17 protein-coding genes are annotated in these 25,942 nt (G+C 71.0%); 11 read left to right on the forward strand and 6 right to left on the reverse strand.

The genetic code is table 11. From position 1 onward, the window contains the following. Positions 1-23: 23 nt before the first annotated feature. The 4 genes from OIE47_RS28295 to OIE47_RS28310 form a co-directional block, all read right to left on the reverse strand. On the reverse strand, positions 24-173 hold the full coding sequence (locus OIE47_RS28295) for a hypothetical protein (RefSeq protein ID WP_326557553.1): 150 nt from the start codon (positions 171-173) through the stop codon (positions 24-26). Between the two features lie 7 nt (positions 174-180). After that, positions 181-801, reverse strand: a complete 621-nt coding sequence (gene prfH, locus OIE47_RS28300; protein WP_326557554.1) for a peptide chain release factor H — start codon at positions 799-801, stop codon at positions 181-183. Next, positions 798-1,997 carry an RNA ligase RtcB family protein gene (locus tag OIE47_RS28305; RefSeq protein ID WP_442792191.1) on the reverse strand — a complete coding sequence of 400 codons (1,200 nt, stop codon included), beginning with the start codon at positions 1,995-1,997 and terminating at the stop codon, positions 798-800. Before OIE47_RS28305 ends, prfH begins: the two co-directional genes overlap by 4 nt. 166 nt (positions 1,998-2,163) lie before the next feature. Beyond that, positions 2,164-3,621 carry an alpha/beta fold hydrolase gene (locus tag OIE47_RS28310; RefSeq protein WP_326557555.1) on the reverse strand — a complete coding sequence of 486 codons (1,458 nt, stop codon included), beginning with the start codon at positions 3,619-3,621 and terminating at the stop codon, positions 2,164-2,166. Between the two features lie 131 nt (positions 3,622-3,752). Here OIE47_RS28310 and OIE47_RS28315 point away from each other — a divergent pair, with 131 nt between their 5' ends. From OIE47_RS28315 to OIE47_RS28365, 11 genes are all read left to right on the forward strand, one after another. Continuing rightward, positions 3,753-4,937: a sensor histidine kinase gene (locus tag OIE47_RS28315; protein WP_326557556.1), complete on the forward strand. Its 1,185-nt coding sequence runs from the start codon at positions 3,753-3,755 to the stop codon at positions 4,935-4,937. Continuing rightward, positions 4,916-5,602: a response regulator transcription factor gene (locus OIE47_RS28320; protein ID WP_326557557.1), complete on the forward strand. Its 687-nt coding sequence runs from the start codon at positions 4,916-4,918 to the stop codon at positions 5,600-5,602. The genes OIE47_RS28315 and OIE47_RS28320 overlap by 22 nt, the downstream gene beginning before the upstream one ends. A 197-nt stretch (positions 5,603-5,799) precedes the next feature. Continuing rightward, positions 5,800-7,323, forward strand: a complete 1,524-nt coding sequence (locus OIE47_RS28325; RefSeq protein ID WP_326557558.1) for a polysaccharide biosynthesis tyrosine autokinase — start codon at positions 5,800-5,802, stop codon at positions 7,321-7,323. A gap of 75 nt (positions 7,324-7,398) precedes the next feature. Beyond that, the gene (locus tag OIE47_RS28330; protein ID WP_326557559.1) at positions 7,399-8,553 is read left to right on the forward strand and encodes a sugar transferase; all 1,155 of its coding nucleotides are present in this window, start codon (positions 7,399-7,401) and stop codon (positions 8,551-8,553) included. Next, positions 8,546-10,156, forward strand: a complete 1,611-nt coding sequence (locus OIE47_RS28335; RefSeq protein WP_326557560.1) for a lipopolysaccharide biosynthesis protein — start codon at positions 8,546-8,548, stop codon at positions 10,154-10,156. The genes OIE47_RS28330 and OIE47_RS28335 overlap by 8 nt, the downstream gene beginning before the upstream one ends. Continuing rightward, positions 10,153-11,004, forward strand: coding sequence for a class I SAM-dependent methyltransferase (locus tag OIE47_RS28340; protein ID WP_326557561.1), 852 nt, complete (start codon positions 10,153-10,155; stop codon positions 11,002-11,004). The genes OIE47_RS28335 and OIE47_RS28340 overlap by 4 nt, the downstream gene beginning before the upstream one ends. Beyond that, a complete protein-coding gene (locus tag OIE47_RS28345; protein WP_326557562.1) occupies positions 11,001-13,094 on the forward strand; it encodes a glycosyltransferase in 2,094 nt (697 codons plus the stop codon). Before OIE47_RS28340 ends, OIE47_RS28345 begins: the two co-directional genes overlap by 4 nt. Further along, positions 13,091-14,482 carry an O-antigen ligase family protein gene (locus tag OIE47_RS28350; protein WP_326557563.1) on the forward strand — a complete coding sequence of 464 codons (1,392 nt, stop codon included), beginning with the start codon at positions 13,091-13,093 and terminating at the stop codon, positions 14,480-14,482. Before OIE47_RS28345 ends, OIE47_RS28350 begins: the two co-directional genes overlap by 4 nt. After that, entirely contained in the window at positions 14,479-15,462 is a 984-nt protein-coding gene (locus tag OIE47_RS28355) for a glycosyltransferase family 2 protein (RefSeq protein ID WP_326557564.1), read from the forward strand. Before OIE47_RS28350 ends, OIE47_RS28355 begins: the two co-directional genes overlap by 4 nt. Positions 15,463-15,473: 11 nt before the next feature. Next, positions 15,474-16,736, forward strand: coding sequence for a glycosyltransferase family 4 protein (locus OIE47_RS28360; RefSeq protein WP_326557565.1), 1,263 nt, complete (start codon positions 15,474-15,476; stop codon positions 16,734-16,736). Positions 16,737-16,755: 19 nt separating this feature from the next. Then, positions 16,756-17,703: a sulfotransferase gene (locus tag OIE47_RS28365; protein WP_326557566.1), complete on the forward strand. Its 948-nt coding sequence runs from the start codon at positions 16,756-16,758 to the stop codon at positions 17,701-17,703. Between the two features lie 112 nt (positions 17,704-17,815). On the opposite strand, the gene OIE47_RS28370 is transcribed toward OIE47_RS28365, so the two are convergent. Continuing rightward, complete coding sequence (locus tag OIE47_RS28370; protein ID WP_326557567.1) at positions 17,816-18,283, reverse strand: hypothetical protein; 468 nt, start codon at positions 18,281-18,283, stop codon at positions 17,816-17,818. Then, positions 18,283-25,659 (reverse strand): LamG-like jellyroll fold domain-containing protein, encoded by a 7,377-nt coding sequence (locus OIE47_RS28375; protein ID WP_326557568.1) that lies wholly within the window; start codon positions 25,657-25,659, stop codon positions 18,283-18,285. The genes OIE47_RS28370 and OIE47_RS28375 overlap by 1 nt, the downstream gene beginning before the upstream one ends. Positions 25,660-25,942: the final 283 nt, after the last annotated feature.

The raw sequence follows: 25,942 nt of genomic DNA on the forward strand, positions 1-25,942 counted from the left end.
CACCGCGCTGCCATCGGTGACCGTCACGGCTGGCCGTCCACCGTGACCGAGACGTGGCCGGGCGCGGACTCGACGTCGATGCTCCGGCCACGGAAACGCAGCCCCCGCAGGGTGACCCGGCCCGGTGCCGGCTGCGGCGAGATGATCGGACTGCCGGCCGGCTGTGGACGCATCCCGGACCTAGCCGCCGGGTCCGGGACGTTCGACGCGGGTGGGGTTGCCGCGTACGAGCCCGTCGTGGATGCGCCAGCGGGCGGAGGTGACAGCGCGTTCCGCCAGCTCGTCGCCGTGCTCGATCCGCTCCCGCAACAACCGGATGGCGGTACGCCGGTTGAGGCTGAACTGCCGTTCGGTGTCGACCACCACGACGATGCCCGAGGGGCGGTGGGTCGCCCGTACCGCCGTACTGGCCTTGTTCCGGTGCTGCCCGCCGGGGCCGCCGGTACGGCAGGCGACGATGTCGACATCCGCCTCGGTGAACGTCGTGTGCGGGGTGTCGACCCGGCACGGTTGCGCGGTGACGTACCAGTTCTTGCGGCCGGTGCTGGTCCGGTAGGGGCTGGGAGCCTGCCAGCACAGGGTGCCGGTCCAGGCCGCGGCGAACGCCTCGGCACCGGCCCCGGCGATCCGGACCAGGACCGACTGGTAGGTGTCGGACCGGTCACCGGGTACGACCTCGATCCGACGGACCTCCAGGTTCTGCCGGGTGGCGTCGGCTTCCAGCCGGCGTAGTAACCGGCCCAGGGCCCAGGCGCACTCCTGCGGACCACGTCCGGCGGACAGCAGCAGGTGGACGCTCACGACCGGCCACCTCCGCGTCGGTGCTCCCGACGGTCGCGGCGGGTCGTGGACCCGAGGTCCGGCGTCTTGTACGTGACCAGGGGAACCGTGGTCGCCACCGGCGTGGCCAGGTCGTGGTCGACGAGGTCGGCGATCACCTGCTCGATCCGCTTGTACGCCGTCGGTGCCTCCTCGAAGAGCAGTTGGCGGTCCCCGCACACCACCAGCGATCCCACCGGTGTACGCCGCAGCTCCTCGACCGTGTGCTTGGCCCGGCCGCGACGCAGGGCGTCGGCGCGCGACATCTTGCGGCCGGCGCCGTGCGCCACCGAATGGTTCGCCTCCGGCCCGGCATGGGCGGCCACGAGGTACGAGGGGGTGCCCCGGGTACCGGCGATCAGCACGTCCCGACCGTCACCCGGTGCCGCACCCTTGCGGTGCAGGTAGACCCCGTCGCGGTGCTCGACCAGGTTGTGGCACTGGTCGACGATCGGCTCGGTCGGCTCGGCACCCAGGGCGTGGGCGACCCGGGCGGCCATCAGCCGCCGGTTGAGCGCGCCCCAGCGTACGGCGTCGTCGTGCATCGCCAGGTAGGTGGCGGGATCGGGGGCGGGACCGGCACCGTGGACCGAGGTGTGTGCGCGCAGGATCTGCTCGCCCAGTCCCCGGGATCCGCTGTGCACGATGAGGACCAGGTCGTCGGCGGTGAGGCCGAGACGGTCCGCGTGGTCCGGCTCGAACACGGTCCCGATCCGGGCCAGTTCGACGAAGTGGTTGCCCCGGCCGACCGTGCCGAGACCCTCGACGTGACCGGAGGGGATGTCGCCCCGGACAACGGTCCAGGCCGGATCGTCGGCGTCGGCCTCGGGGTCCAGCGCCCGGTCCAGGTCGGGGAACCGGGCGGCGAGCTTCGCCGGTACGGCACGCTTGAGCCTGATCGGGAACACGGCGATGCCGCACCCGATGTCGGATCCGACCAGGAACGGGTACAGCACGGTCGACGCCATGGCGGCGCCGATCGGGGCGCCCTTGCCGGGGTGCAGGTCCGGCATGGCGGCGACGTGGATCATTCCGTCGAAGGCTGCCACCTGGTGGCACTGTGCGACGGCATCGGACTCGATCCAACTCGTGGACGACGCGAACACGGTTACGGTGGCCGAACCCGTGGCCGGGGTCGACGGCGGCAGGGACCCCTGCCGGGAGGGTGACGCGGACACAGACGCTCTCTTCACTGAAAAAGGGTGTGGGCGGACGGCATCACGGCGCGGGCCGGCGCGGTGGGGCCTCGGATTCACTGGGTGCTGTCCGTCAGAACGTCATGCCCACCACGGTCCCCGAGCCGGCCGCGCGCGGCAACCGGTTTTCCCCGGCCGGGTCCACGCGTCACTGTCCGGTCAGTACCCGGTCCATCACTGCGGCCAGGCGGTCCGGCTGCTCGAACATGGCCCGGTGCCCGGCCGTCTCGAAGACGTCCAGGTGCTTTCGCGGCGCCCGCAGCCGCTCGTACCACTGGTCGAAGACCGTTGCCAGGCCGCGCATCTCGTGCCCGCCCTGCACGAAGTACACCGGTACGTCGAGTTGCGGTACGTCGCGGCGCAGGTCGACGTGCTGCATCCGGGGGTACAGGGCGCTCCAGGTGTCGAGGACCCCGTTCATCATGTGGATCTTCTGTAGCAGCGTGTACTCGGGGACGTCGAGGCCGAAACCGGTGGCGCCCCTCGCGTTGGGGCCGTGATCGTAGTCGTACGCCCGTGGTGCGTACGTCATGATCGGCTCGTAGAGGTACACGTCCTCGTACGGCGGTGGACCCTGGTCGGTGAGTTGCCGGGTGAGGGCGTCGTGGCCCGTCTCGCGCGCCCAGACGAGGATGTCGTCGTAGAACAACCGGTCGCTGGCCGCGAGGTCGACCGCCTGACCGGTGCCGATGTACGCGTGGTACTTGTCCGGCCGGCGCTGCACCGCGAGCACGCCGATGATCGAACCGCCGGAGTGTCCCAGCAGGTAGATCCTGTCCTGACCGAACCGGTCCCGCAGGTAGTCGGTGACGGCGAGGGTGTCGGTGACCGCCCCGTCCAGGGTGACCGTACCGGTGGGTTCCAGCGCCGGGTAGGAGGAGCCGCCGCCTCGCCGGTCCAGGGTGACCACCACGAAGCGCCGTTCCAGTGCGGCGAGATGCAGGCGCATCGAACCGATCTCGGTGCCGCCCGGCGCGCCGGGGACGAACAGCAGCACCGGCGCCCCGGCGTCGACCCCACGGATCATCATCCCGAGCCGGTACGGACCCACGTCGACGAGGGCCAGCTCGGCGACGCCGCCCGGACCCGGCATCGGCGCCGTCCGGGCCGGCACGGACACGACCACCGTGGCCGCGACCAGGGCAGCGGTCAGCACGGCGGTACCGGCCCGGCGGATCCGGGTGCCCCAGCGGGCGCGCGGGTGGGCTGCCCCGACCGGCACCTGCCGGCGACGGCGGGCGAGGCCCGCCCCGTAGGCGGCGCCGAGCACGAGCGGCAGGACCGACAGCACACCGTGCACCCCCCGACCGGCGAGCAGGGCGATGATGCCGAACGGGCTCGCGTGCGGTGCGTCCACGGACGGCCCCCGTACCCCGATCCGGGTCAGTTCCAGTGCCACCACGAAGGTCGCGGTGGCGGCGAGCATCGCCCACCGCGAACGGCTCCACCAGCCGGCGGCCAGCCCGACCGCGACGCTGATCCCGACCGACCACAGCGCCTGGGTGTTGGTCAGCGGCCCGCGCGGTGTCCACCGGGCCGCCGCGATGCCCCAGGCCGTCCCGGCGGCCACCACCGCGGCCATCCGCCACAGTTCTCTGCGTGTCATGGGCCGAGGGTGGCCCGGCGAAGTCCCGCCACGCATCGGCCGGGGGTCGGGTCGGGCACCCTGCGCCGGATCCGGTCCGACCACGACTTTGGTAGGTCCCGCCCGGTGATTCGACCTCGTAGGCTGCGCACATGTCGGCCCTGCTCTTCGCCCTGCTCGTGCCCGAGCCCGCGGGCGGCAGCCGGTCGGCGCGGCGCGACCGGCTCGCCGACGCCATCGCGATCGGGCTGGCCTGCGGCTACGGCGCGCTGATGGTGCCACTGGGCGACGCGACGGCACCCGGGGCGGCCCTGCCCTGGCCGGTCGACGTCGGGATCGGCACGCTGTGCGCGTTCGCCCTGGCGGTACGCCGACGCTGGCCGCTCGGGCTCGCGCTGGTGCTCCTGCCGTTCGGCGCGGTGTCCGTCATGGCCACCGGTGCGATCACCGTCGCGCTGTTCACCGTCGCGATCCGATGCCGGGCACGGGTGGTGTTCCTGCTCGGCGCCGTGAACGTCCTCACCGGTGTGGCGTACTTCCTGTTGCAGGACCATCCCACGTACCCGTTGTGGGTCGACGTCGTGATGCGGGTGGTGATCAGCGTCGCCGCCGCGGGGTGGGGGCTTTTCGTGCAGGCGTACCGGGGGCTGACCCGGTCGTTGCGCGAGCACGCGTCCCGCGTGGAGGCCGACCAGCACCTGCGCGTCGAGCAGGCGCGGCTGACCGAACGGGCCCGGATCGCCCGTGAGATGCACGACGTCCTCGCCCACCGGATGTCACTGGTCAGCCTGCACGCCGGGGCCCTGGAGGTACGTACGGACGCGAGGCCGGAGGAGGTGGCCCTCGCCGCGGGGGCGATCCGGGCCAGCGCGCACGAGGCGCTGCAGGAGTTGCGGACCGTCGTCGGGGTGCTCCGGGAGGGCGCGGCGGGACGGCCCGAGCCGCCGCAGCCCGGCCTCGCCGACCTGCCCGACCTGGTGGAGAGCGGGCGCGCGACGGGGATGACGATCCACTACTCCTGCCGGGTGCCCCCGGTCGGACCGTCCATGGTCCTCGGCCGTACGGCGTACCGGTTCGTGCAGGAGGGGCTGACCAACGCCCGGAAGCACGCGCCCGGAGCGGCGGTGGAGGTACAGGTGGCCGGGACCGCCGGTGAGGAGTTGCGGATCACGATCACGAACCCCTGCGCCGGTCCGTCCGGGCGGCCGGTCATACCGGGGGCGGGGATGGGGCTCGTCGGCCTGGGTGAGCGGGTCGCGCTGGCGGGCGGCCGGGTGGAGTACGGCGTCGACCGCGACACGTTCCGCCTCCGGGCATGGCTGCCGTGGTCGGCCTGAGGGGGGACCGGCCGATTCGGCTGGCGATCGTCGACGACGACCCACTGGTACGGGCCGGGCTCCGGATCCTGCTGGGCGGCTCGCCGGACATCGAGGTGGTCGCCGAGGCCGGCGACGGCGCCGGGGCGGTGTTGCTGGTCGACGCCCACTGGCCGGACGTGATCCTGATGGACATCCGGATGCCCAGGGTCGACGGCCTGACTGCCACCCAACGCATCCGGGGCCGGCCGTCGCCGCCGCAGGTGATCGTCCTGACCACCTTCAACGCCGACGAGTACGTCCTGGAGGCGCTGCGCGGCGGGGCCAGCGGCTTCCTGCTCAAGGACACCCCGCCGCACGACATCATCGCCGCGGTCCGCACCGTCGCGGCGGGTGCGGCCAGCCTGTCCCCGGCTGTCATCCGGCAACTCATCGACCACGTCGCCGACCCGTCGGCGGGGTCGCGGCGCGACCGGGCCCGTACCCTCCTGGCCGCGCTCACCGACCGCGAGCACGAGGTGGCCGTCGCGCTCGGGCGCGGGGTGTCGAACGCGGAGATCGGTGCCGCGCTGGGCATGAGCGTGCCCACGGTGAAGGGTCACGTCTCCCGGCTGCTGGCCAAGCTGGAGCTCAACAACCGCGTCCAGGTCGCGCTGCTCATCCACGACGCCGAACTGCTCCGGTAGGAGCACCGCCGGTACCCGGTCTCGTCCCGGGATCCGAGCCCGGACGGCTGGCACCAGGCTGGCCGTCCGGCCACCCTATGCCCCGCTATGGTCGATTACTGACATGTAGGGGCATTCCGGAGAATCTCCGCGCAAACGTACTTTACCCTCTAATCGACACATCAAAGTCTTCGCTTATCGGGTTCGGGGGCAAGAAGGTGAATGGCGGCAGCAGTCTGCGCGCGTTACGCCGTAGCTGGTGGTTGGTGCTGGTGGCGGTGATCTCCGGACTGGGGATCGCGGGCGTGGTCACCACCAGGGAGGTGCCCCAGTACGTGACCACCACGACGTTCTTCGTCACCACCCCGGGCAAGGGCACCACCGACGTGATGCAGGGCAGCACCTTCTCCCGGGAGCGGATCAAGTCGTACGTGGACCTGGTCCGGGGCGACCGGTTGGCTGGCATGGTCGCCGGCGAGCACCCGATGGGACTCTCCGTCCAGCAGATCCAGGAGCGGATCACCGCCCAGGCGGTACGCGACACCGTGCTGCTGACCGTGACCATCACCGACGTGGACCAGGCCCGGTCGGAACGGCTCGCTCATGCCGTACTCGGTGAGTTCACGGCCCTCGTCGAGACCCTCGAAGGGTCACCGGGCGCCGACTCCCCGGCGGTGAAGCTGGAGGTCATCGCCGGCCCGACCCCGGTCACGGTGACCTCGCGACCGTTGCGCAACCTCGGGCTCGGCCTGCTGGCGGGCCTGTTGGTGGGGCTGGCGGCGGCGATGCTCCGGGAGACGCTGGACAAGACGGTCAGGACGTCCGGGATGCTGCTCGAGACGACCGGCGCACCGGTTCTGGCGGTCGTCCCGCACCAGGGCTCGATGGCCAGGAAACCCGCGCTGCTGCGGGGCGGCTCCACGCCGGGCGCGGAATCGTTCCGGCAACTGCGTACGAACCTGCGCTGCGTCGATCCCTCGGTGCGGATCCTGGCCGTGACGAGTGCCATTCCCGGCGAGGGCAGATCGATCACGGCCGCGAACCTCGCCGTCATGGTCGCCGAGACCGGCTCCCGGGTGCTGCTCCTGGAGGCGGACCTGCGCCGCCCCCGGATCGCGAACTACCTCAGGTTGCCGGGCAGGACCGGCCTGTCCGACGTACTCGCCGGTCGGATCGACGTGTCCGACGCGCTACAGCAGTGGGGAAAGCACCCCCTGTGGGTGCTGCCCTGCGGTGCCACTCCGTCGAACCCGAGCGAACTGCTCGGCTCGGGCAAGATGGCCACGCTCCTGGAGAGCGAGCGGTGGAACTTCGACCTGATCGTGATCGACACGCCGGCACTGCTGCCGCTGACCGACGGCGCCGTCGTGGCCCAGGCGGCCGACGGCGTGATCCTGGTGGCGCGGGCGAACATGACGGGGCAGGAAGAGGTACGGGCCGCGTCCGCCGCACTGCGGACGGTCCACGCGCAGGTCGTGGGCTGCGTGCTCAACGACGTGGGGCGTCGCGACGTCGGTTTGGCGTACCGCTACGGGGTGGGCGTACGGATCGGTGTCAGGTCGCGCTCCGCGGGTGAGGTCTTGCCGTTGCCAACGGCCGCCCAGGCACCCGATCAGACACCCGACCGGGCCGGCACCTGGTGGCAGGGCACGGCTCCGTCGGACGGGCGCCGTCCGGTCGAGGCGGGTGTCAAGGGCGCGGGTGACCCGGGCGCCGAGGGTCCGCGTACCTCCGCGCGCTGAGCCCCACCACTCCCCGCTCGATCAGACCGACCGCTACCTGCCGCTGTCCCCGGCTGCCCTGTTTAGGAGGCGTCGATGAGAAAGCTCCCCGGCACCCTGCCCACCCGGACGACCGCGACCTCGGCCGTCGACGAGGTGCCCGGTCTCGACGAGTTGCCCGGTCTCGACGAGGTACCGGGCGTCGACCGGATGCTCGACGTCGAGCGGATTCCGGGTGTCCACAAGGCGCCCGGCCGGCGCTTCGTGGGTGCCCACCGGCGGCGCAGGCGTGCGTCCGGCTCCGCACCGACGACCGACGGCGCCGATTCCCGCGGCCGGGTCTCCGCGCCGGGCCGGAGACGGGTTCGTGTGGCCGTGTTGGAATCCGCCACCCACCCCACCGCGGACCGGCTCGACGAGGAGTTCGAGGTCGTGATGCGGCTGCCCGCACCGCCCAGAGTGGAGCAACTGGACGCCCTGCTTCTGCTCTGCCGGCCCAAGATGCTGCTGATGAAACAGCCGCTGGATGCGGTCGACCCGCGGCTGATGGCCGCCTGCCTGACCCGGCAGGTCGACCTGCTGGTTCTCGCGCGCCCGACCTACGGGCTGCTCCGACCGGCCCGGCTGCGGCGGATCGGTGGGCTGCTCTGGGTACACGTGCGGTGGCCGTCCGGCCGGCCCGCCTGCGGGCGGGTGAAGCGGACCCTGGACGTGGCGTTGGTACTGCTGAGCCTGCCCCTGCTGCTGCCGGTGATGCTGCTCATCCTGGTGGCGGTGGGCATGCGTGGGCCGGCCCTCTATTTTCAGCACCGGGTCGGCGAGGGCGGTCGGCTGTTCCGGATCGTGAAGTTCCGTACGATGCGGACCGACGCCGAGCATGGCCTCGGGCCGCAACTGGCCACACCGAACGACCGTCGGGTGACCTCGATAGGGCGGACCCTGCGCCGTTCCCGTCTGGACGAACTGCCCCAGTTGTGGAACGTCCTGCGCGGTGACATGAGCCTCGTCGGGCCCCGCCCGGAACGGCCCGAGTTCGTCGACGAGTTCAAGCGGCTGCCCCACTACGACCTCCGGCACCTCATCCGACCCGGCCTCACCGGCGTTGCCCAGCTCACCGGCGGGTACGCGGCCACGGCGGAGGAGAAGCTCCGGTTCGACCTGCTCTACCTCAGCTACCGTTCGCTGCGCTTGGACCTGACCCTGCTCGTGCTCACCCTGGCCGACATGCTGCGCGGGTTCCCCCGTGGCTAGCACGCCGATCACCGCCGGACGGCGGATCGCCCACAACACCGGCAGCCTGTTCGTCTCCCGGGCGGTGGTGGCGGTGGCCAGCCTGGCGACCCTGCCGGTGCTGTACGACGGCCTGGGGGTCCGCGGGTTCGGCGTCTGGGCACTGCTGGGTGTCCTGGCCGCCGTCGTCTCCCTGGCCGACCTCGGGCTAGGCACCGCACAGGTACGGGAGGTGGCCCGGGCGCACGACGACGAGGGGCGCCGGCGTGCCCGTGCCACCCTCGGCCTGGGTCTGCTGTGTTCGGTGGCCCTCGGCCTGCTCGCCGTCGTCGGGACGCTGGTGTGCTGGCCCCTGCTGGCCCGGCTGTTCGACGTCGGTGAGCTGGTCCACGAGGCCCGCAACAGCGCGCTGTGGCTCATGGTGGGCGTGCTGCTGGACCAGGTGTCGTTGCCCTGGCGGTCGATGCTGGCCGGCACCCAACGGTACGCCGCGATCGCCTGGACCTCGGCGGTGACCGCCCTGCTCGGAGCGGTCCTCGGGGTGCTCGTGATCCGGCTCGGCGGTGGCCTGGCCGCGCTGGGCGCGTCGACCGCCGCCACCGCCGCGGTCCGGGCCGTGGTGCTGATCGTGACCGCGCACCGGGGCATCGGATGGCTGACCCCCCGGGTCCGGGGCATCCGCCGGTCCGACGTACGCGCCGCCGCCGGGTACGGCCTGCCGGTTCAGGTGACCCGCGCCTCCGGAGTGGTGAACGCCGAGGCCGGCCGCCTGTTCGTGGGCGGATCCTACGGCCCCGCGCCGGTGGCCGGATTCGACCTGGGCAGCCGTCTGCTGAGCCTGCTGAGGCTGCCGCCTGAGCTGATCTTCACCGTCCTGTTCCCGTACGCCGTGACCGGTGTCGCCAAGCACGGGCGCGACTGGCTCGACAACTTCTACCTGACCACCACCAGGTACGTGGTGGCGTTCGCCGGTCCCTGCGCCGCGGCACTGATGGTCTGCGCCGATCCGGTGATCCGGGGCTGGATCGGCGAGCCGGTGCCGTGGGCGGCGGCGACCGTCGTGATCCTGGCCCCCAGTTACGCACTCGGCCTCGCCGCCGGGGCCGCCACCCTGGTCACCCGGGTGGAGGGGCGGCCGGACCGGGAGACCTGGTACCTGCTCACCGCGCTGGCGCTCAACCTGACGATGGTGCCGTTCCTGCTGCGCCTGTGCGGCCCGCTCGGCGCGGCGTTCTCGACCGCGATCTCGATCACCCTCAGCAGCGGGTATTTCTGTCTGCGGTTCCACCGGGCGACCGGACGGCCGATCGGCGGGCTGCTGCGTGCCGTACGTCCCGGACTCGTCGCGGCGGTGGTGGCCGGTGTCTGCGGCGCCCTCGTCGCGCCGTACCTCCCGGACCTGCCCGGACGGTCCGGCGCGACGCTGACCGTCCTGCTCCGGGGCGGCACCGTCCTGCTGGTCGCCGCGGTCGTGCTTGGCGCGACCGGGTTGGTCGGCGGCGCGGAGCGGGCCTGGCTGTCGCGCCGATGGTCGGCGTACGGCCCGATGTTGCTGACGAAGCGGCCGGTGGCTCCCGTTGGTGGGAGCCCCGCGGACGCCACGATTCGGAAGGATTTCCCATGACCAGTCTCGTCGCCACCGAGCAGTGCGCGCTGTGTGGTGAAACGCGCAGCGAACCCGCCCTCGGCGGCCTGCTGCGCCGCTGCCGGTCCTGCGCGTTCCAGTGGACCGCCGACGGGCTCGCACCGCCGGACGAGTTGTACGACGAGTCCTACTACGAGAGCGAGTCGTACCGGCGGTACTTCGCGTTGGCGCCGCAGTGGCGGTTCGAGGCCGCGCGGCGGCTGGAGTGGCTGCTCGCGATGGCCCGGCCCGGCACCCTGGTCGAGGCCGGACCGGCGGGCGGGTTCTTCCTGAAGGCCGCCCGCGACCGGGGCATCTCCGTGCAGGGCGTCGAGGTGTCGGAGGTGGCCGCACGGTACGCGCGCGAACAGCTCGGTGTTCCCGTACAGCGTGGGATGTTCGAGGACGCCGTGTTCGCGGAACCCGTGCAGGCGGTGTGTGCCTTCCACGTGCTGGAGCACGTCACGGATCCGCGGGAGTTCCTGCGCGCCGCCCACGACAAGCTCGCGCCGGGCGGATGGCTGGCCCTGGAGGTGCCCAACATCATCTCCGCCGCCGCCAGCCGGTACGGCGCCTCCTGGGTGGACCTGGCCCCGCGTTACCACCTCTGGCACTTCGATCCCGATTCGCTGCGCCGACTGGTCACCGAGTCCGGATTCGAGATCGTCCGGTCCGACACCATCTTCGCCTCCCACTACCTGCGGCGCAGCCGCCGGTTGAGCCGGTGGGGTCTGGCGAGCCAGTGGCGCGGCCTGCGGACCACCGGGTCACTGCGGGCAAGTCACCCGCAGCTCGGCGACTACGTGCGGGTCCTGGCCAAACGCCGCGAGACCGGGGGAGTGTCATGACCGGACCAGCGGGGATCCCACCCGCCCGTACCGGGGACCGGCCGGACCGGCCCGCGCCGCCGCGTACCCCGCCGCCGGACGTGTCGGTGCTGCTGGTGAGCTGGAACACCCGGGACAAGACGCGGAACTGCCTGGAGTCGCTGCCCGCCGCGATGACCGACGCGCTCCGCTACGAGGTGGTGGTGGTCGACAACGGCTCGGCCGACGGCTCGGTCGAGATGCTGGCCGCGTACCCGGGCGTGCGGCTGATCCGCAACAACCGCAACCTCGGGTACGCGGAGGCGGTCAACCAGGCGTACCGGAACTCACGGTCCGACCTGGTCCTGCTGCTGAACAGCGACGTACGGTGCCAACCGGAGACGGTGTCGACCCTGGTGGACTTCCTCCGCCAGCGGCCGGCCGCCGGTGGCGTGGGCCCGCAGTACCTCGACGAGTTCGGCGAAATCGAGCCGCACTACCTCGGCCTGCTCAGCTTCCGGGCGGCGCTCGGCCTGGCCGCCGGGCTGCGTTGGCTGCCGGGACTTCGCGAAGCCTGGCTCGCGTACCAGTTGGCGGACGGGGACTTCGACCATCCCCGGACGGTGCCCCAGCCGGCGGCGAGCTGTCTGCTGCTGCGCCGCGAGGCCCTCGAACCGAACCGGGTCTTCGACGAGGACTTTCCCCTGTACTTCAACGACGTACGGCTGGCACACCGGTTGGCCACTCTCGGCTGGCAACTGTGGATGACCCCGGACGCCGTGGTCAACCACGACCGTGGCTCGTCCACCCGGCTGCTGGACTCGGCCACCCGGTCCCGCCACCACCTCAGCGGACTCGTCCGTTACGTGGCGCAGACCCAACCGCGGCACCGGCTGCGCCTGTTGCAGGCGCTCACGCTCGTCGACCGCCAGTTGCGCTGGGTGTTCCGGATCCGTGGCCAGCTCGGCCTGCGTGACCTGTTCGCCGCGCTGCGCGGCGATGCCGGTCCGTTGCCCAGCGGCGACCTGCGGGACTGGGTGGTGATGCTCAGCGGGGTCGACTGGAGCACCGAGGCGCACCGCCAGCACGCGCTGGCCCGGGAACTGGTCGCCGACCGCCGGGTGCTGTTCGTGGAGCCGCCGGGTCAGCGTCCCCGGTGGCGGTTCACGGTGCGCCAGATCGCGCCGTCGCTGTGGCGGGCGGTCCCGCCGACGGTCCTGCCGGCCGGTCGGCAACTGCCGCCGGTGAACTGGATCAACCGGCGGATCGGCGCCCTGCTGGTACGCCGCTGGCTGGACCGCTTTCCCGGCCGACGACTGGTCTGGATCGACGAGGACCTGTCCGTGACCGCATCCCGTCACCTCGGCGGGGAAGCGGTCATCTACGACGGCGCCGACCTCGACTGGACGTTCACCCGCTGGTGGAACCGGTGGCACGTACGCCGTGGAATGCGCAGCGCGGTCGGCGCCGCCGACCTGGTCCTGGCCTCCTCACCGGCGCTGGTACAGCGGCTTCCCGCCGCGCGCCGCCCACCCGTGTCGCTGCCCAACGGCTGCGATCCCGAACAGTTCAGCCCGTCCGGACCGGTCGCGCAGTGGGCGCGGCAACTGCCCCACCCCCTGCTGGGGTACGTCGGCGCGGTCGACACCCGCGCGTTCGACGCCGAACTCGTGGCGGAGGTGGCCAGGCTTCGCCCCGACTGGACGTTCCTGATCGTCGGCCCGTCCACTCCCGCCGGCCGTGCGCCGCTGGCCGGACTGGCCAACGTCCTGCTCCGGGATCCGGTGGAGTTCGCCGAGGTGCCCGCCATCCTGCGGGCCTGCGACGCCTGCCTCATCCCGTACCGGCTCGGTGGGTTGATCGACTACGTGCACCCGAAGAAGGCCTACGAGTACCTCGCCCTGGGCAAACCGGTCGTCGCGACCCCGCTGCCGGCGCTCGAACGGCTCGACGGGCCGGTCCACCTCGGTGCCGGGCCGACCGCCTTCGTCGCGGCGATCGAGGAGGCGCTGGGGTCCAGCCAGTGCCCGGACGCCTCGGCGCTGCGTCGGGAAGCAGCCGTGCGCAATAGCTGGTCGGCGCGGGGCGTGCAACTGCGGGACCTGATCGCCGGGTTGGCGGCGGGTAGATGAAGGGGGCCACACTGCTGCCGCCGACGGTGGCCGGGGCGGGACTGCTCGCGGCCACCGCCGTCCTGCTCCCGCACGACGCCGTCGTGGCGGCCGTCATCCCCGGCACACCGGGGTCGGAGCCCCGCGACTTCGGGCTGCTCGCCCTGGCGGTGGTCGGGTGTTGCGTCGCGTTCACCGTGTGGCCCTGGATGGTGCTGCCGACGGCCATCGTCGGAGTGCTCGGCACGACCGCGGTGCTCGGCGACAGCTCCGTACGCTCGATCCTCGGGCTGCACGGTTTCCTCCTCGCCGCCGGCGCGGTCAGCCTGGTGATCCGCCGGCTGGTGCTGGTCAAGGAGGAGCGGCGGGTACGCACCGTCATCGACCTGCCGATGATCCTGGTGGTCGTGCTCCTGGGCGCCGCGGCCGCGTACGGACTCATCCTGGGCAGCCCGCCCGCCAAGGTGATGATCTCCGGCTACCACTTCGCCGTCATTCCGATCTACTACTTCACGGCGACGTACACCCTGACGACGCCGAGCCGGCTCAGGTCGGCGGGGTCCCTCTTCGTCGTCCTGTCCGCCGCCCTGACCATCGTGACCCTGGCGTCGCCGGGACGGCACGGAGGCGCCTGGTCCCTGATCGCGGCCCTGCCCCTGCTGGTCCTGAGCTGCCGTACCGAGGGTTGGCGACGGGTCGGGCTCGTCGCGTTGGCCGCGCTGTACCTGGTCGACGTCGTGCTGGCGTCGTACCGCACGACGTGGGTGCTCGCCGGAGCCGCCGTACTGGTTCTCCTGATCGGAGGCACCGGGGCGGTGCGTCGTGCGGCCGGCGCCATGACCGCTGCCGCCGCCCTGCTGCTGGTCGGGGCGATCATGCTCAGCGAGGGCGTACGGAACCGTTCGGCGGAGATCACCACCGCGCTGGGGCAGGGCGCCGGATACCGGTTACCGGAGGCGACCGTCGGGATCGACGCGTTCCTGTCGAACCCGCTCGTCGGTCTGGGGCTCGGACACTCCACCCCGGACGTCTACCTGCCCGACTTCAAGGTGACCGACGTCGGGCCGCTCTACCACGTGTTCTACGTGATGATCCTGGCCAACCTGGGGCTCGTCGGCCTGGTCCTGCTGCTCTGGCCGATCCTGCGCGCGGTCCGTGCGGGCCTGGTCGAGCGGGACGGCCTGCCGTTCGCGTTCACGGCCCTGATCTGCGGCTTCCTGGTGTCGGTGATCTTCTCCGGCCCGGCCACCGGGCACTGGGCGCTCGGTCTGCTGCCCGCGTTGGTGTTCCTGACCAGACAACCGGGCGGGATCGCGGTGCCGACTCCCCGAACCTGGGCGACGAACACGGCGCCGAGCACGGCGGGGAATACCGCGCCGAGCCCGGCGACACCGGTGGGGGCACGATGACCACGCCCGCCGCCACCGCCGTCATCGTCACGTACAACTCCGCCAACCACATCGACGACTGCCTCGCCGCCCTGACCCAGGCGGACCTGGTCGTCCGGGTGGTCGACAACGACTCGGCCGACCGTACGGTCGCGCTGGTCACCGAACGGTTCCCGAAGGTCGAGGTGATCGCGAACCCGGTCAACGTCGGCTTCGCGGCGGCGGTGAACCAGGGGCTGGCCGGCGTGGACACCGACGTGGTGCTGTTGGTCAACCCGGACTGCGTACTGCCGGCGGCGACGGCACGCGAACTGGTCAGGACCGTGCGCGCCGGACCGGACGTCGGCATCGCCGGCCCGCGCCTGCGTGACCCGGTCGGGCGGGTCGCGATCAGCGCCCATCCGTTCGAGTCGCTGAGCAGCGTGCTCGCGTCCCGGTTCGGCGGTGCCCTGCTGCCCGTGGCGCTGCGGCGGTTGCTGAGCGGCACCCGCCGACGGCGCGCGTACGACGCCTGCACCGGGCCTGCCGCGGCCGTGGCGGTCGACTGGCTCTCCGGCGCCTGCCTCGCGGTGCGTACCCGGTTGATGAGGGAGATCGGCGGACTCGACGAGGGCTACTTCATGTACTACGAGGACGAGGAGCTGTGCCTGCAGGCGTGGCGACGGGGCGCGGCGGTGGTCTACGTGCCCATGGTCGAGGCCATGCACGTGGGCGGCGCCAGCAGCGGCCCCGGGGCGACCTCGCCGCACCTGTACCGCAGCATGCTGCGCTTCTTCGCCCGCCACCGGCGGCGGAGCTTCCAACTGGTGCGTCTGGCCGTCGTGCTGCGCTCGCTGATCGGGATGGGACTCGCCGCCGCGCGTTGGGTCGGCAGCTCGACCGAACGGACCGGGTGGCGCGGCCGTGCCTGGTTCGAGGTCTGCCGGATCGCGCTTTCCACCACTCCGGACGCCGCCGCCCGGGAGCAACGCAAGGAACTCAGGAGACCGCAATGCACGTGATGATCAGCGTCGTGGGTAAACGTACCGAGCACTGGATCAGCCTGTTCGCGGCGCTGGCCGCCCGGCCCGACGTCAGCTTCACGATCCTGGCCGCGGATGTCTCGGACACCACCCGCCGTGACCTGGACCGGCTGAGTCAGCGCTGGTCCCGGCTGCGTTGCCATGTCGTACCGCACAGGTGGAGCGAGGATCGCACCGGACACATGGCCTCGGTCCTGTTCCCCCGCGACAGCCTGCGGGCGCTGGCCCGGGACCAGCCGCCGGACGTCATCCACGTCATCGGCGAGGCCGCCTACCTGAGCACCTGGCAGATCCTGCGCCTGCGCCGACGGTACTGGCCGGACGTACCGGTGACGCTGTACGCGGCGCAGAACGTCGTGATCCGGTTCCCGCTCCCGTTCCCGCTGATCGAACGGTACGCATACCGCGCGGTCGACCACATCTTCCCGATCACCCCGGCGGCGTTGAACGTGCTGCGGGTGAAGGGGTACCGGGGGCGGGCCAGCCTCGTCCCGCTGGGTGTGGACACGTTGGCGTTCCAGCCCGCCGCGACCACGGCACCGAGGCCGTTCACGGCCGGCTTCGTCGGTCGGCTGGAGCCGCACAAGGGGATCGGGGACCTGCTCTGCGCGGCGGAACTGCTCGACTGCGACCTGCTGGTGGTGGGCGACGGCAGCATGAGGGCGGACGTCGAGCTGGCGGCGGCGCGTCGACCGGGTCGGGTGACCCTGCGCGGCTGGGCCGACCACGGGGCGCTGCCGGGGCTGCTCGCCCGAATGGACGCGCTCGTGCTGCCGTCGATCGAGTTGGTCCAGCGCAACGTCGTACCGTGGATCGGCATCCCGCTGCGGGAGCAGTTCGGCCGGGTCCTGGTCGAGGCGATGGCGTGCGGGGTACCCGTGGTCGGCAGCGACGTCGGTGAGATTCCGTGGGTCATCGGCTCGGCCGGGTTGACCTTCCCGGCGCACAACGCCACGGCTCTCGCCGACCAACTGGGCCGGCTGCGCGACGATCCCGCCCTCGCCCGGGACCTGGCGGTGCGGGGACTCACCCGCGCTGCCACCGAGTTCGGCTGGGACCGCATCGGCGAACAGATGTGTCGGATCTGGGCCGGGGAGGCCGGCCTGGCCGGGCCCGCCGGCGACGTACGCCCGATCCGGGACCGGGTGGGTGCGGGAGAGCAGATCGGTACGGGCAGGCACGCCGCGGCCTCGCTCGCGCGCCAGGGCACCCTCCCGGCCGCGGCCGACCTCGCCCGCTGGCCGAGTCCGTGACGAAATGGGGGGCGACGGCATGCGGGTGATCTACATCAGCGGTATGGGGCGCAGCGGCAGTACGCTCCTCGACCGGATGCTCGGCGCGCTGCCGGGGGTCTGCACGCTAGGTGAGGTGACCGATCTGTGGCGGCTCGTCGAACCCGGAAGCCTCTGTGCCTGCGGCTCCCCGTATTCGGGATGCGCCTTCTGGACCGCGGTGGGGGAGCGGGCGTTCGGCGGCTGGGATCGGGCCGACCTGGACCGTTTCGTCTTCCTGCGCCGGGTCGTACCGCGCATCCGGCATGTCTCCTGGCTGGCCCGGCAGCAGTTGACCGGTGAACGGCTCGCCCTGGTCAACGAGTATGTCGACTATTTCGCCCGGGTCTATTCGGCCGCGGTCGAGGTGACCGGCGCGCGGGTCATCATCGACTCGTCGAAGTTTCCCACCGTCGGACTGTGCCTGCGCTTCGCGCGCGACGTCGACCTGCGCGTGGTCCACCTGGTACGCGACCCGCGCGGCGTCGCGTACTCGTGGACCAAACAGGTGGCCAATCCGGGGACCGGGGCGGGTGTGCTGCCCCGCTTCCCGCCGACGACCTCGGCATTGCAGTGGAACCTGCAGAACTCCATCGCGGGTCTGCTCGGCTCGGCCCGGGGGCGGGGCGACGGGGAAGCGGCGCACCGGGTCCCGATGCGACGCGTCTACTACGAGAAGCTGCTCGACGATCCCCGCGAGGGCGTCCGGGACCTTGCCGGTTTCGCCGGACTCGACCTGACCGAGGAGGATCTGTCCTTTCTCAGCGACGGGTACGCCGACCTCCCCGTACCGCACAACCTCGGTGGCAACCCGATGCGTTTCTCCGCCGGTCGGCTGCCGCTTCGTCAGGACGACACCTGGCGGGTGGCGCTTCCGCCGCGGCAGCGCCGCCTGGTCAGCGCGATCTGCGCGCCGCTGCTCATCTCGTACGGGTATTCGTTGAAGTAGGACGGCATCCACCTCCCGGGGCGGTCTGCGCCGGCCGGAGCGGAACGCTCCGGCCGGCGTCGGGCCCGGTGATGCAGCTGCCGCCCGGTCGTCGTTCGGGCGATGGGCAGGGTTACGGGAAACGCTTACCGAGTCGAGCCTTCATCCAGAGCTGGTGGAACGCCTCGGGCACGACGCCGGTCTCCTCGACCAGCTCGTCGACCGAGGTTGATGTACCCGTGCTCCAGGTCGCCGGTTCGAACCGCAAGGGCGTTCCGCCCAGGGTGCGCAACACCAGGTCGTCAACGCATTCGACCAGTACCGGATCCTCGCCGTCGACATCGGGCGTACGCCCGATCCGCAGCCGCGAGGTGTCGAAGTCGTCCGGCACTACCTGACAGACCAACAGCTCGAGAATCCAGACGATCAGGCGTACGCGCCTGCCCTGGGCATCGTGGCACCGGTAGGGAGGGTCGGTGTCGTCCACGAACTCGACCATCGTCTCGACCGCCGCCACGTCGGACAGGAGGTGGGATGATCCCTGCTCGTCGACGAACCGGAGTGGGAATTCCGGCGCCAGCGCGGACCCGCCGATTCGCACTACCAGCCACCTTCCCATGGACGGTGCTTACCGATACCGGGGCGCCGGTGGTAATGGGGCCGCCACTTTCCCTTGACCTTATGGTAGTGCAGCCCGAAGGTGCGCTTTCCCTTGTACCGCATGTCGCACCCGAAGCCTCCGACGTTCGGGAACCGGTGGCAGCGAATGCTGGTGTTGCGGATGACATTCCGCACCTTCCGGTAGGCCCGGATGCCGTACGCGATGCCCCGGATGCCGGTGATGATGGTGTAGTTCGAGACCCGACCGTACGCCCTGACCAGTCCTCCGATACCCCGGCCGGCCGCCCGGGCGGCCCGGGCGCACCAGTTCCCGATCCGGCAGAGCCGGCCGAACCGTTTCCCGTCGAGGTCCTCGTTGTTGACCGGGTCGGCGCAGGTGTACTCGTAGCCGTTGCAGCTTCCACCGAAGACCGGGTCGACGCTGAGGAACCTGCCGAGGTTGGGACTGTAGAGCCGCACACCCATGAGGATCGCGTCGCCGACCGCCTCACCGGACCGCTGTTTGCCACCCAACCAGCCGTACCGCTGGTCGGCCTGGCCCGGCATCGACACCCCCCATTCGTCATAGTCGAAGAATTCGGGCTCCGTCGCAGCGGGATCGATGGTGGCGGCGATGTCGCCGTGCAGGTTGGTCAATTGCAGCGTCACGCCCCCGGTGGCACCGGTGGTTGCGGTCACCCCACCGTCCGGGCCGGAGACGATGCGCGTCAGCTCACCCAGCGCGGTGTCCTCGACGATCCAGCGCGGCTCGTCGGAGTCGTCGCCGTAGTGGTTCAGTTTGGACGTGGACCCGGTCCACGCCCCGCCGACGAGCGTCTCGGTCGTGTAGCCGCGGAACCGCAGGGCCGGGTCGAGTGTCCAGGTGAGGCGCGTGTCCTCGAGTTGTTGGCTCTGGATGAGGTCGTTGGCGAAATAGGCGTTGACCGAACCGTCGGGCAACTGCGTGGTACGGCCGAACGCGTCGTAGCCGTACCCGGTGTCGGTCAGCCGATCGGCGCTGTCGTAGGTGTGCTGCTCACTGGCCTCCTCGGTCTGCTCGTCGCAGGTGCCGTCGACAGCGGGAGCGAACGTGGCGTTGGCCGTGCGGTTCGCACGCCCGTCGTAGCCGTAGATCCGGGTGACGCAGCCCGCCGTGATGGCACTGTCGTGCTGGGCCTTGGTCAGTCGGCCGATCTGGTCGTAGGTGTAGATCTTGCTGCCACCGGTGTAGGAGTGGTCGACCCACTGGCCGGCGGTGTTCTCCACGACGGACTCGGAGTAGATGACGGCTCCGTCGGAGTCGCGGGTGTAGGTGCGCCCGACCGGTTGCAGGTTGGTGTCGAGCCGGTCGGTCCGGGTCAACCCACCGGGGTACGTGAGTCGGGTGAGCTGGCCGTCCGGGGAGTAGCCGGCGGTGAAGGTGCCAGCGACGCTGTCGGTGAGGCTGGTCAGCAATCCCCGAGGTTCGACAGCACGGTCGTACCCGAAGGTGGTGTGGCCGGTGGGATCGGAGACCTTCGTCGGTGTGCCGTACCGGTTGAACTCGTTGACGGTGGTGGCACCGTCGGCGTCGGTGTAACTCGCAAGCCGCCCGAGCAGGTCGTAGCCGCGGGTGATGGTCGAGGAGCCCGTGGTCGTTCCGGTCGCCTTGCCGGAGGTCGCGCTGTAGGTGGTGGTGACCGTACCGACCGGGGCTCCGTCGTCCGAGATGACCGTGGTGCTCTCCGCCCGGCCCGCCGCGTCGTACGTGGTAGTCGTCGTGCGTGTTCTGCCGCCGGCTGTCTCGTTCACCACCGCCTCGTCGCGGTAGCGGTTGTAACTGGTGACGCGGCGCACCGGTAGCTCGGCGCCCATCCGCGACGGGTCGTGTCCGGTCACCGCTCCGGCCGCCCGGACCACGCACTGCTCACCCGCCCACTCCGGCCGGTTGCCGCATGCGGCGTCCTGACCGTTGGCGCCGGCCGTGTAGTAGATCGTCACCCGGTTCTTCGCGTCCGTCCCGGTCGAACCGACGCCCCAGTTGGCCGTGACCCGGCCGGCCGCGTTGTGAACCGCGTACGAGGTGAGGTTCTGACCGCCGGGGCGGGCGTCCTCGACCGTCTTCGTCGGCACCTTGAGCGTCCAGCCGGACACCCCGCCCTGCTCGGGGTCGTAGCCCTTCTTGCTGACCCGTACGTCGGCGTCCGGGTAGCCGACGATCTGCAGGCTCCTGGTCTCGGTCGTCACCAGGTGGTACGTGGCCCCGTCGGGCTTGCCCTCGTCGTATGCGTTGACCTCCCGGTGTCGACCGATCACGGTCGCGCCGGAAGGGATCGCCTCCCGTGGGCCGGCTCCGTCCGGATCGGCCAACCCGTTCTGCAACACCATGGTTCCGGTCGGCCCGACGGCTTCGAGTAGATCGACACCGTCGTTCGAGTACCTGTTGACGGTGGAGAGGGCGAGCGCACGGCTCGCGGTGTCGGAGCCGGCGAGGCCCAGTTCGGCCAACTGCGTCGCCGCGTCGGGCAACGTGCCCAACGCCAGTGCCCGGTCGGTGGCCTGCAGGGTGCGTACGACGTTACCGAACCGGTCGTACTCGCTGGTGTCGATGTAGCCGCCGGGGGTGGCGGTGTTGACCTCCTTACCCCCGGCGCCGAGGTAGTGGATGGTGGCGTAGGTGTAGCCGCCGGTGCCGGGTGAGGCGGGGATGGCGCTGTTGCGGCCGGGGTTGTCCTCGGGCCCGAACACCGCGGTGGCGTCGGTGGGCAGGTCGAGCTGCCCCCAGGTCGCGGCCGAGGCGGCGTTGAGGTTGTGCGGGCCGCCGTTGGCCTGGGTCAGGGGGACGTTGTAGACGATGTTCGTGGCGAGCTCACCGTCGGTGACGGTTGTGGAGCCCTGTTGCAGGGCGGCGCGGCGGACCTTGAGGAGCCGGCCGGGGTTTTCGTCGGTGGCCAGGTCGGCGACCTGGTCGGCGTTGAGGGCTTTGCCGTAGATCCGGACGTCGTCGATGTCGCCGTCCCAGACGTTCGCGGCGGCGCCGGCCCATTTGGCACGGCCGATGACGTAGTTGCCGGAGGCGTTCCAGCCGCCGGTCGCGGCGGTCGACGACTGCTGTACGCCGTTGACGTACAGCTTCATCTGCGCGGTGGCGGTGTCGTAGACGCCGGTGAGGTGGGTCCACTGTCCGGCCACGGTCGGGTGGTTGGAGCTCGCTCGGACCGGGGTGGCGCTGGTGTTGTCGGCGCTGACGCGGCTGAACGCCCAGCGGTCGGTTTCCATCACGTAGTTGAGGAAGAAGCCGCTGGTGCTTGCGCCGTCCTTGGAGACGGCGGTGCGGTTGCCGTTCTTGTTGTTCAGCCGTACCCAGGCCGAGACGGTGTAGGAGGCGGTGTTGGACAGGGCGGTGTTGGCGACGCTGACCTGCTGGCCCGTACCGGCGGTGAAGGTCGCGGCCCGGTCGGCGGGGTCGTCGGGGTCGTTGCCCTGGCCCCAGCCGACGCCGCTGGCGATGGTGCCGGTACGTCCGCTGCCGGAGGCGTCGGCCACGCTGGTGCCGCTGCCCTCGTCCAGGTTCCAGCGCAGGGCGGCGGTGTCAACGTCGGGGTTGCCGTAGTCGAACATCCACGGCAGCTCACCGGCCGGGTTGACCTTGGTCACCCGCCCGTTGCCGTACTCGTAGGTTGTCTTCAACGCCGGGGTGACCCGGGGGTCCCAGACCTCCCGCAACTGCCCCAGGTTGTCGTACGCGTAGCGGGTGATCACGCTGGAGGCCATCGCGGAACTGGTCGGGTCCCAGGCCCACAACTGTACGGACGAGACCCGGTCGGTGTAGTCACCGAACACCGTCTGGCTCAGTCCGGCCGTGGTGCTCGTCGCGTAGGTGTATTCGAGCACCTCGCAGCCGCGCGCGGGGACGGCCGACGTGCACTGGTTCGTGTCGTCGACGCCCGGCTCGACCGGGTTGATCACCTTGTGCAGGAGTAGCCGGCTGCCGGCCGTCTGGTACACGTACCGCGAGGTGCTGCCCGCCGCCGGGGTCCAGGACGAGGTCGCCGCCCAGGTCCCGCCCTGCTGGGTGAACTCCGTCGCCGTCCCCTCCAGGTCCACCAGCCGGTAGGCGGTCGTGCCGACCTTGGTCAGAACCAGGCCCTCCGAGCCCGGTTCCGGGGTGAAGCTGACTCCGTCGGGGTTCTTCGCGAACGTGATCCAGTCGCCGCCGATCATGTCCACCTGTGCCAGGGACGGCTCCGGGAAGGTGACGGTGGTGTAGTCGACGTCCGCTACGCCCCCGCTCGCGCCGCCGGTCCACGCGGGCCCGAACGGTGCCACGATTTCGGTGAAGGAGAGGTTGTCCCAGTAGACCTTGCGGCCGGAGCCGCCCTGCATGCCGTTGTAGAGGCGGAAGAACGCCTCCGTCGCGCCGACCGGCACGGTCATGTCGACGGACAGTTCCTGCCACCCGTCGAGGTAGGCGGCCATCTTCGACGACACCTCGGCGTACCCACCGTTGACCCGGTAGAAGCCGACGATCCGCAGGCCACGCTGGGTGTATCCCGGCACCAGGCCGGTCGCCGCCGGGACGTAGACCCAACCCGTCATCCGGTACGTCTTGCCGGCGGTCATGTTCAGCCGCAGCCCGCCCCCGTCGCCACCCACCCCGACGTAGGTGTCATTACTGGTGGTGGTGACCGGTGTGATCTCCAACGAGTCGGCCGGAGTGGTGTCGCCCTGCCCGCGTGCCGTCGAACGCAGGGCGGAGGAGGTGGTCGGGACGGTGAACCCGGTCAGGTCGGTCGAGACCTGCTGCTGGTTCGGGGTGAGGCGTTGGGCCATCGGCTGGTAACCGTCGCGATGGCTGCGGGACGAGGCCGAGCGGGTCGCGCTCAGTCCCATCTCCTCCGCGTCGCTGGAGGAGAGCGAGTAGTCGCCGGTGAGCAGGTTCACCGACCCGGGGCCAACCTCGTTGTCGGCGGCCCCGTCACCGTTGGAGTCGACGGTGACCCGGACCCACGGAACGGTGTACGCCGGGGTGGTGCCGGTGGCGGTGTAGAGCTGGGCGCGGACCTCGACCACGCCGCCGACCAGGCCGAGGGTGTCGGTGGCGTTCCACACCGCGTAACCGCCCAGTGCGGAGAGGCTTACCGGGCTGGCGGCGGTCGCGAGGATCTGCGCGCCGGTGGCCGAGGTCAGGTTCGCCGACGGTACCGGCAACGTCGCCGCGCCGGGCCCACGCCGGTACTCGAAGTAGCCCCGGGTGTAACCGGCGACCGGGGTGGTGATCTGGAGCTTCGTCCGCTTGACGATCGTCGCCCCGGGCAGTGGTTGCGCCAGCGCGGCGCTGCCGGCCTCGAAGACGTACAGGTTCGGGTTCGACAGGTTCCCGGCCGAGTCCTTTGCCTGCACCGTCAACGTCCGATGCCCGTCGCGTGGGCTCAACGACACCGACAACGGACCGGTCGCCGCGGTTGTCGTGGCCGCCGTGTCGTAGTCGAACCGGTACACGTACGCGGCAAGGTCGTTGGTGCCGGACGCGGGGGTGAAGGTGAACGTGTCCGGGGCGGACGCCCCACCGTGCGGCTGCCCGTCATTCAGATACACCGAGGCGGACACGAACGGCACCAACGGTTTGTCCGTGTCCACGGTCAGCGTCGTCCACGCCGTGTAACCACCGTAGTTCCACGGGTCCTTCCCCCGCACCTGCCACTCGTACTGGGTGCCGTTCACGAGGTCGACCGGGACCAGCCACGACGCGGTAGAGCCGTTGGTCCACGCCGGGCTACCCGAACGCAACCCGGACGACGAGACAACCGCCTGGGTGGCCTTGTTGCGGACCACGAACTCGGCTTGCAGCGTCTGACCCGCGTTCGCGTCCACGAGCTTCGCCGACAACGTCGGCCGCAGCGCGGCCGTACGCGCCCCCGCTCCACAGGCGGTGTAACACGGTGCCACCGCCAGCGCCGACGGAACGCCCGGGGCCGCGTTGTACGTGATCGACACCGACGGCGGGTGCGTACCCTCGGCCGAGTCGAACCGCTTCCACCCCGAGGTCGAAGACTCCGACGTCGCCCGCAACATCACGCTGGCGCTGGTCGCGGAGGTGTCCGCGCTGTACTGCAGCGCCCCACCGACCTCCACGTAAACCCAACCATCACCACACGACGAGCTGTAACCCCTGGTCTCCGACGACGTACCGACCTTCGCCCGCGCCGTCGGCTGATTCGTCCACCGCACCGACGAGTCGACATAATCGGTACGCCACGCCTCCCAACTCGCCGCGCTGCACGACCACGAGTGGTAGTTCCACAACTTCAACTTCGCGCTCATGATCCGACTACCGGCAAACCCCGAGGTGTTGAACCGCAGGTACGACCGCGCGGTGAACGATCCGCCGTCGTTGGAATAGCCCAGCTTCAGGTCGGCCGAACCCGACTGGTCACTCGAGTAGCTGTTCTGTACGAAGGCGTCGAACGAAGGCGACAACGACGTCGGCGGGTCGATCGTCACCGGGAAGGTCAGATCCGCGCGGGACAGGAACTTCGCGTCCGGCGTCAACTCCATCACCGTACGGCCAGCACCCTGCGCCACGGTCCGCAACCCCACCGCAGCCCGGTTGAGATGCTCCCCCGAGGCGGCAGCGACCTTCGCGTCCCACATCAGCGGCGTCTGCGCCCGACTGATCTGCCGACCCGCCCCGTCCTTGAACAACAGACCGCCCATGCCGTCACCGGCAGCGGTCAACTTCCCCGTACGTACCGGCAGGGTCAGCTTCCTCACCTGCGCCAGGCCGGCCCGGTCCTTCACCACGAAATGCTGCTCGTAACCCGTGGAATGCGCGTGGAAGAGCAGATCGACACTCGGCAACACATCCGGGTAGGTGATCGTCCGACCGTTCACGACCGGCGGCGGCAACACACCCGTCCACGCCAACCCGACCTTCTCGTCGCCCGTACCGAGCGAGACAACCTCATGTTCGCCAGCGACCGGAGCGGCACCCGAGAACACCAGACCCCGCGGATGCGCGATCGGCGCGATCGTGCCGTCACCCCGACCCTGCAAGGTCAGATCCACCGGCACCCACTGGTCGCCCCGGAGCACCCGCACCGGCGCCAGCGACTGCTCCTCGGTCAGCGTGCCGTCGACGTTCGCGAACACCTGCGTCGACTCCGTACGCCGACCCGCGACCTCCACCCGCGAACCACACAATTTCGCCGCCACCGCCGCCGACACCTCGTCGGGGCGATCTTGCGGACACGTCGGCTCCGGGGCGGTAGCGGCGGCCGGTGCGGCCTCGGCTGGCCGGAGCGGCCGCGCCGGCACGTCGGACAGTGTCGCGACCAGTACCAGGATCAGGCCCAGCGCCAGGCGGTGCGCCCACCTCAGCGGGCCCCCCTGGGTCAACCTGGTGAAAACGCTGGCAGCGCAGGGTTCAACCCGCAAGACATCCTCCCCCGTCAGGACGACGTTCCCGTCCGACGGAGAGTACGTGGGTCAATACAAGCCATTCAAGACCTTGACTGTCTCGGAGCTGGCTGGTAGTTCGCTGAGAGCGTGGTGGACCCCTCTCGGGCGGTGCGAGACCGCCTCCCGTGCGGGAGCTGCGTCCGGTCCTCGGCCAGTCAGGCGGGTGAGCTAGCACACGTCTGAGCCGGGATTTAACCGGGCGGCAAGTAGGGTCTGTGAT

It is taken from the genome of Micromonospora sp. NBC_01796 (assembly GCF_035917455.1).
Lineage (GTDB): Bacteria > Actinomycetota > Actinomycetes > Mycobacteriales > Micromonosporaceae > Micromonospora_G.

What these genes read in the sequence shown, in the direction of transcription:
- OIE47_RS28295 (WP_326557553.1), bottom strand. Translation starts at nt 173, where the DNA reads ATGCGTCCACAGCCGGCCGGCAGTCCGATCATCTCGCCGCAGCCGGCA.
- OIE47_RS28310 (WP_326557555.1), bottom strand. Translation starts at nt 3,621, where the DNA reads ATGACACGCAGAGAACTGTGGCGGATGGCCGCGGTGGTGGCCGCCGGG.
- OIE47_RS28315 (WP_326557556.1), top strand. Translation starts at nt 3,753, where the DNA reads ATGTCGGCCCTGCTCTTCGCCCTGCTCGTGCCCGAGCCCGCGGGCGGC.
- OIE47_RS28320 (WP_326557557.1), top strand. Translation starts at nt 4,916, where the DNA reads ATGGCTGCCGTGGTCGGCCTGAGGGGGGACCGGCCGATTCGGCTGGCG.
- OIE47_RS28330 (WP_326557559.1), top strand. Translation starts at nt 7,399, where the DNA reads ATGAGAAAGCTCCCCGGCACCCTGCCCACCCGGACGACCGCGACCTCG.
- OIE47_RS28340 (WP_326557561.1), top strand. Translation starts at nt 10,153, where the DNA reads ATGACCAGTCTCGTCGCCACCGAGCAGTGCGCGCTGTGTGGTGAAACG.
- OIE47_RS28345 (WP_326557562.1), top strand. Translation starts at nt 11,001, where the DNA reads ATGACCGGACCAGCGGGGATCCCACCCGCCCGTACCGGGGACCGGCCG.
- OIE47_RS28350 (WP_326557563.1), top strand. Translation starts at nt 13,091, where the DNA reads ATGAAGGGGGCCACACTGCTGCCGCCGACGGTGGCCGGGGCGGGACTG.
- OIE47_RS28355 (WP_326557564.1), top strand. Translation starts at nt 14,479, where the DNA reads ATGACCACGCCCGCCGCCACCGCCGTCATCGTCACGTACAACTCCGCC.
- OIE47_RS28365 (WP_326557566.1), top strand. Translation starts at nt 16,756, where the DNA reads ATGCGGGTGATCTACATCAGCGGTATGGGGCGCAGCGGCAGTACGCTC.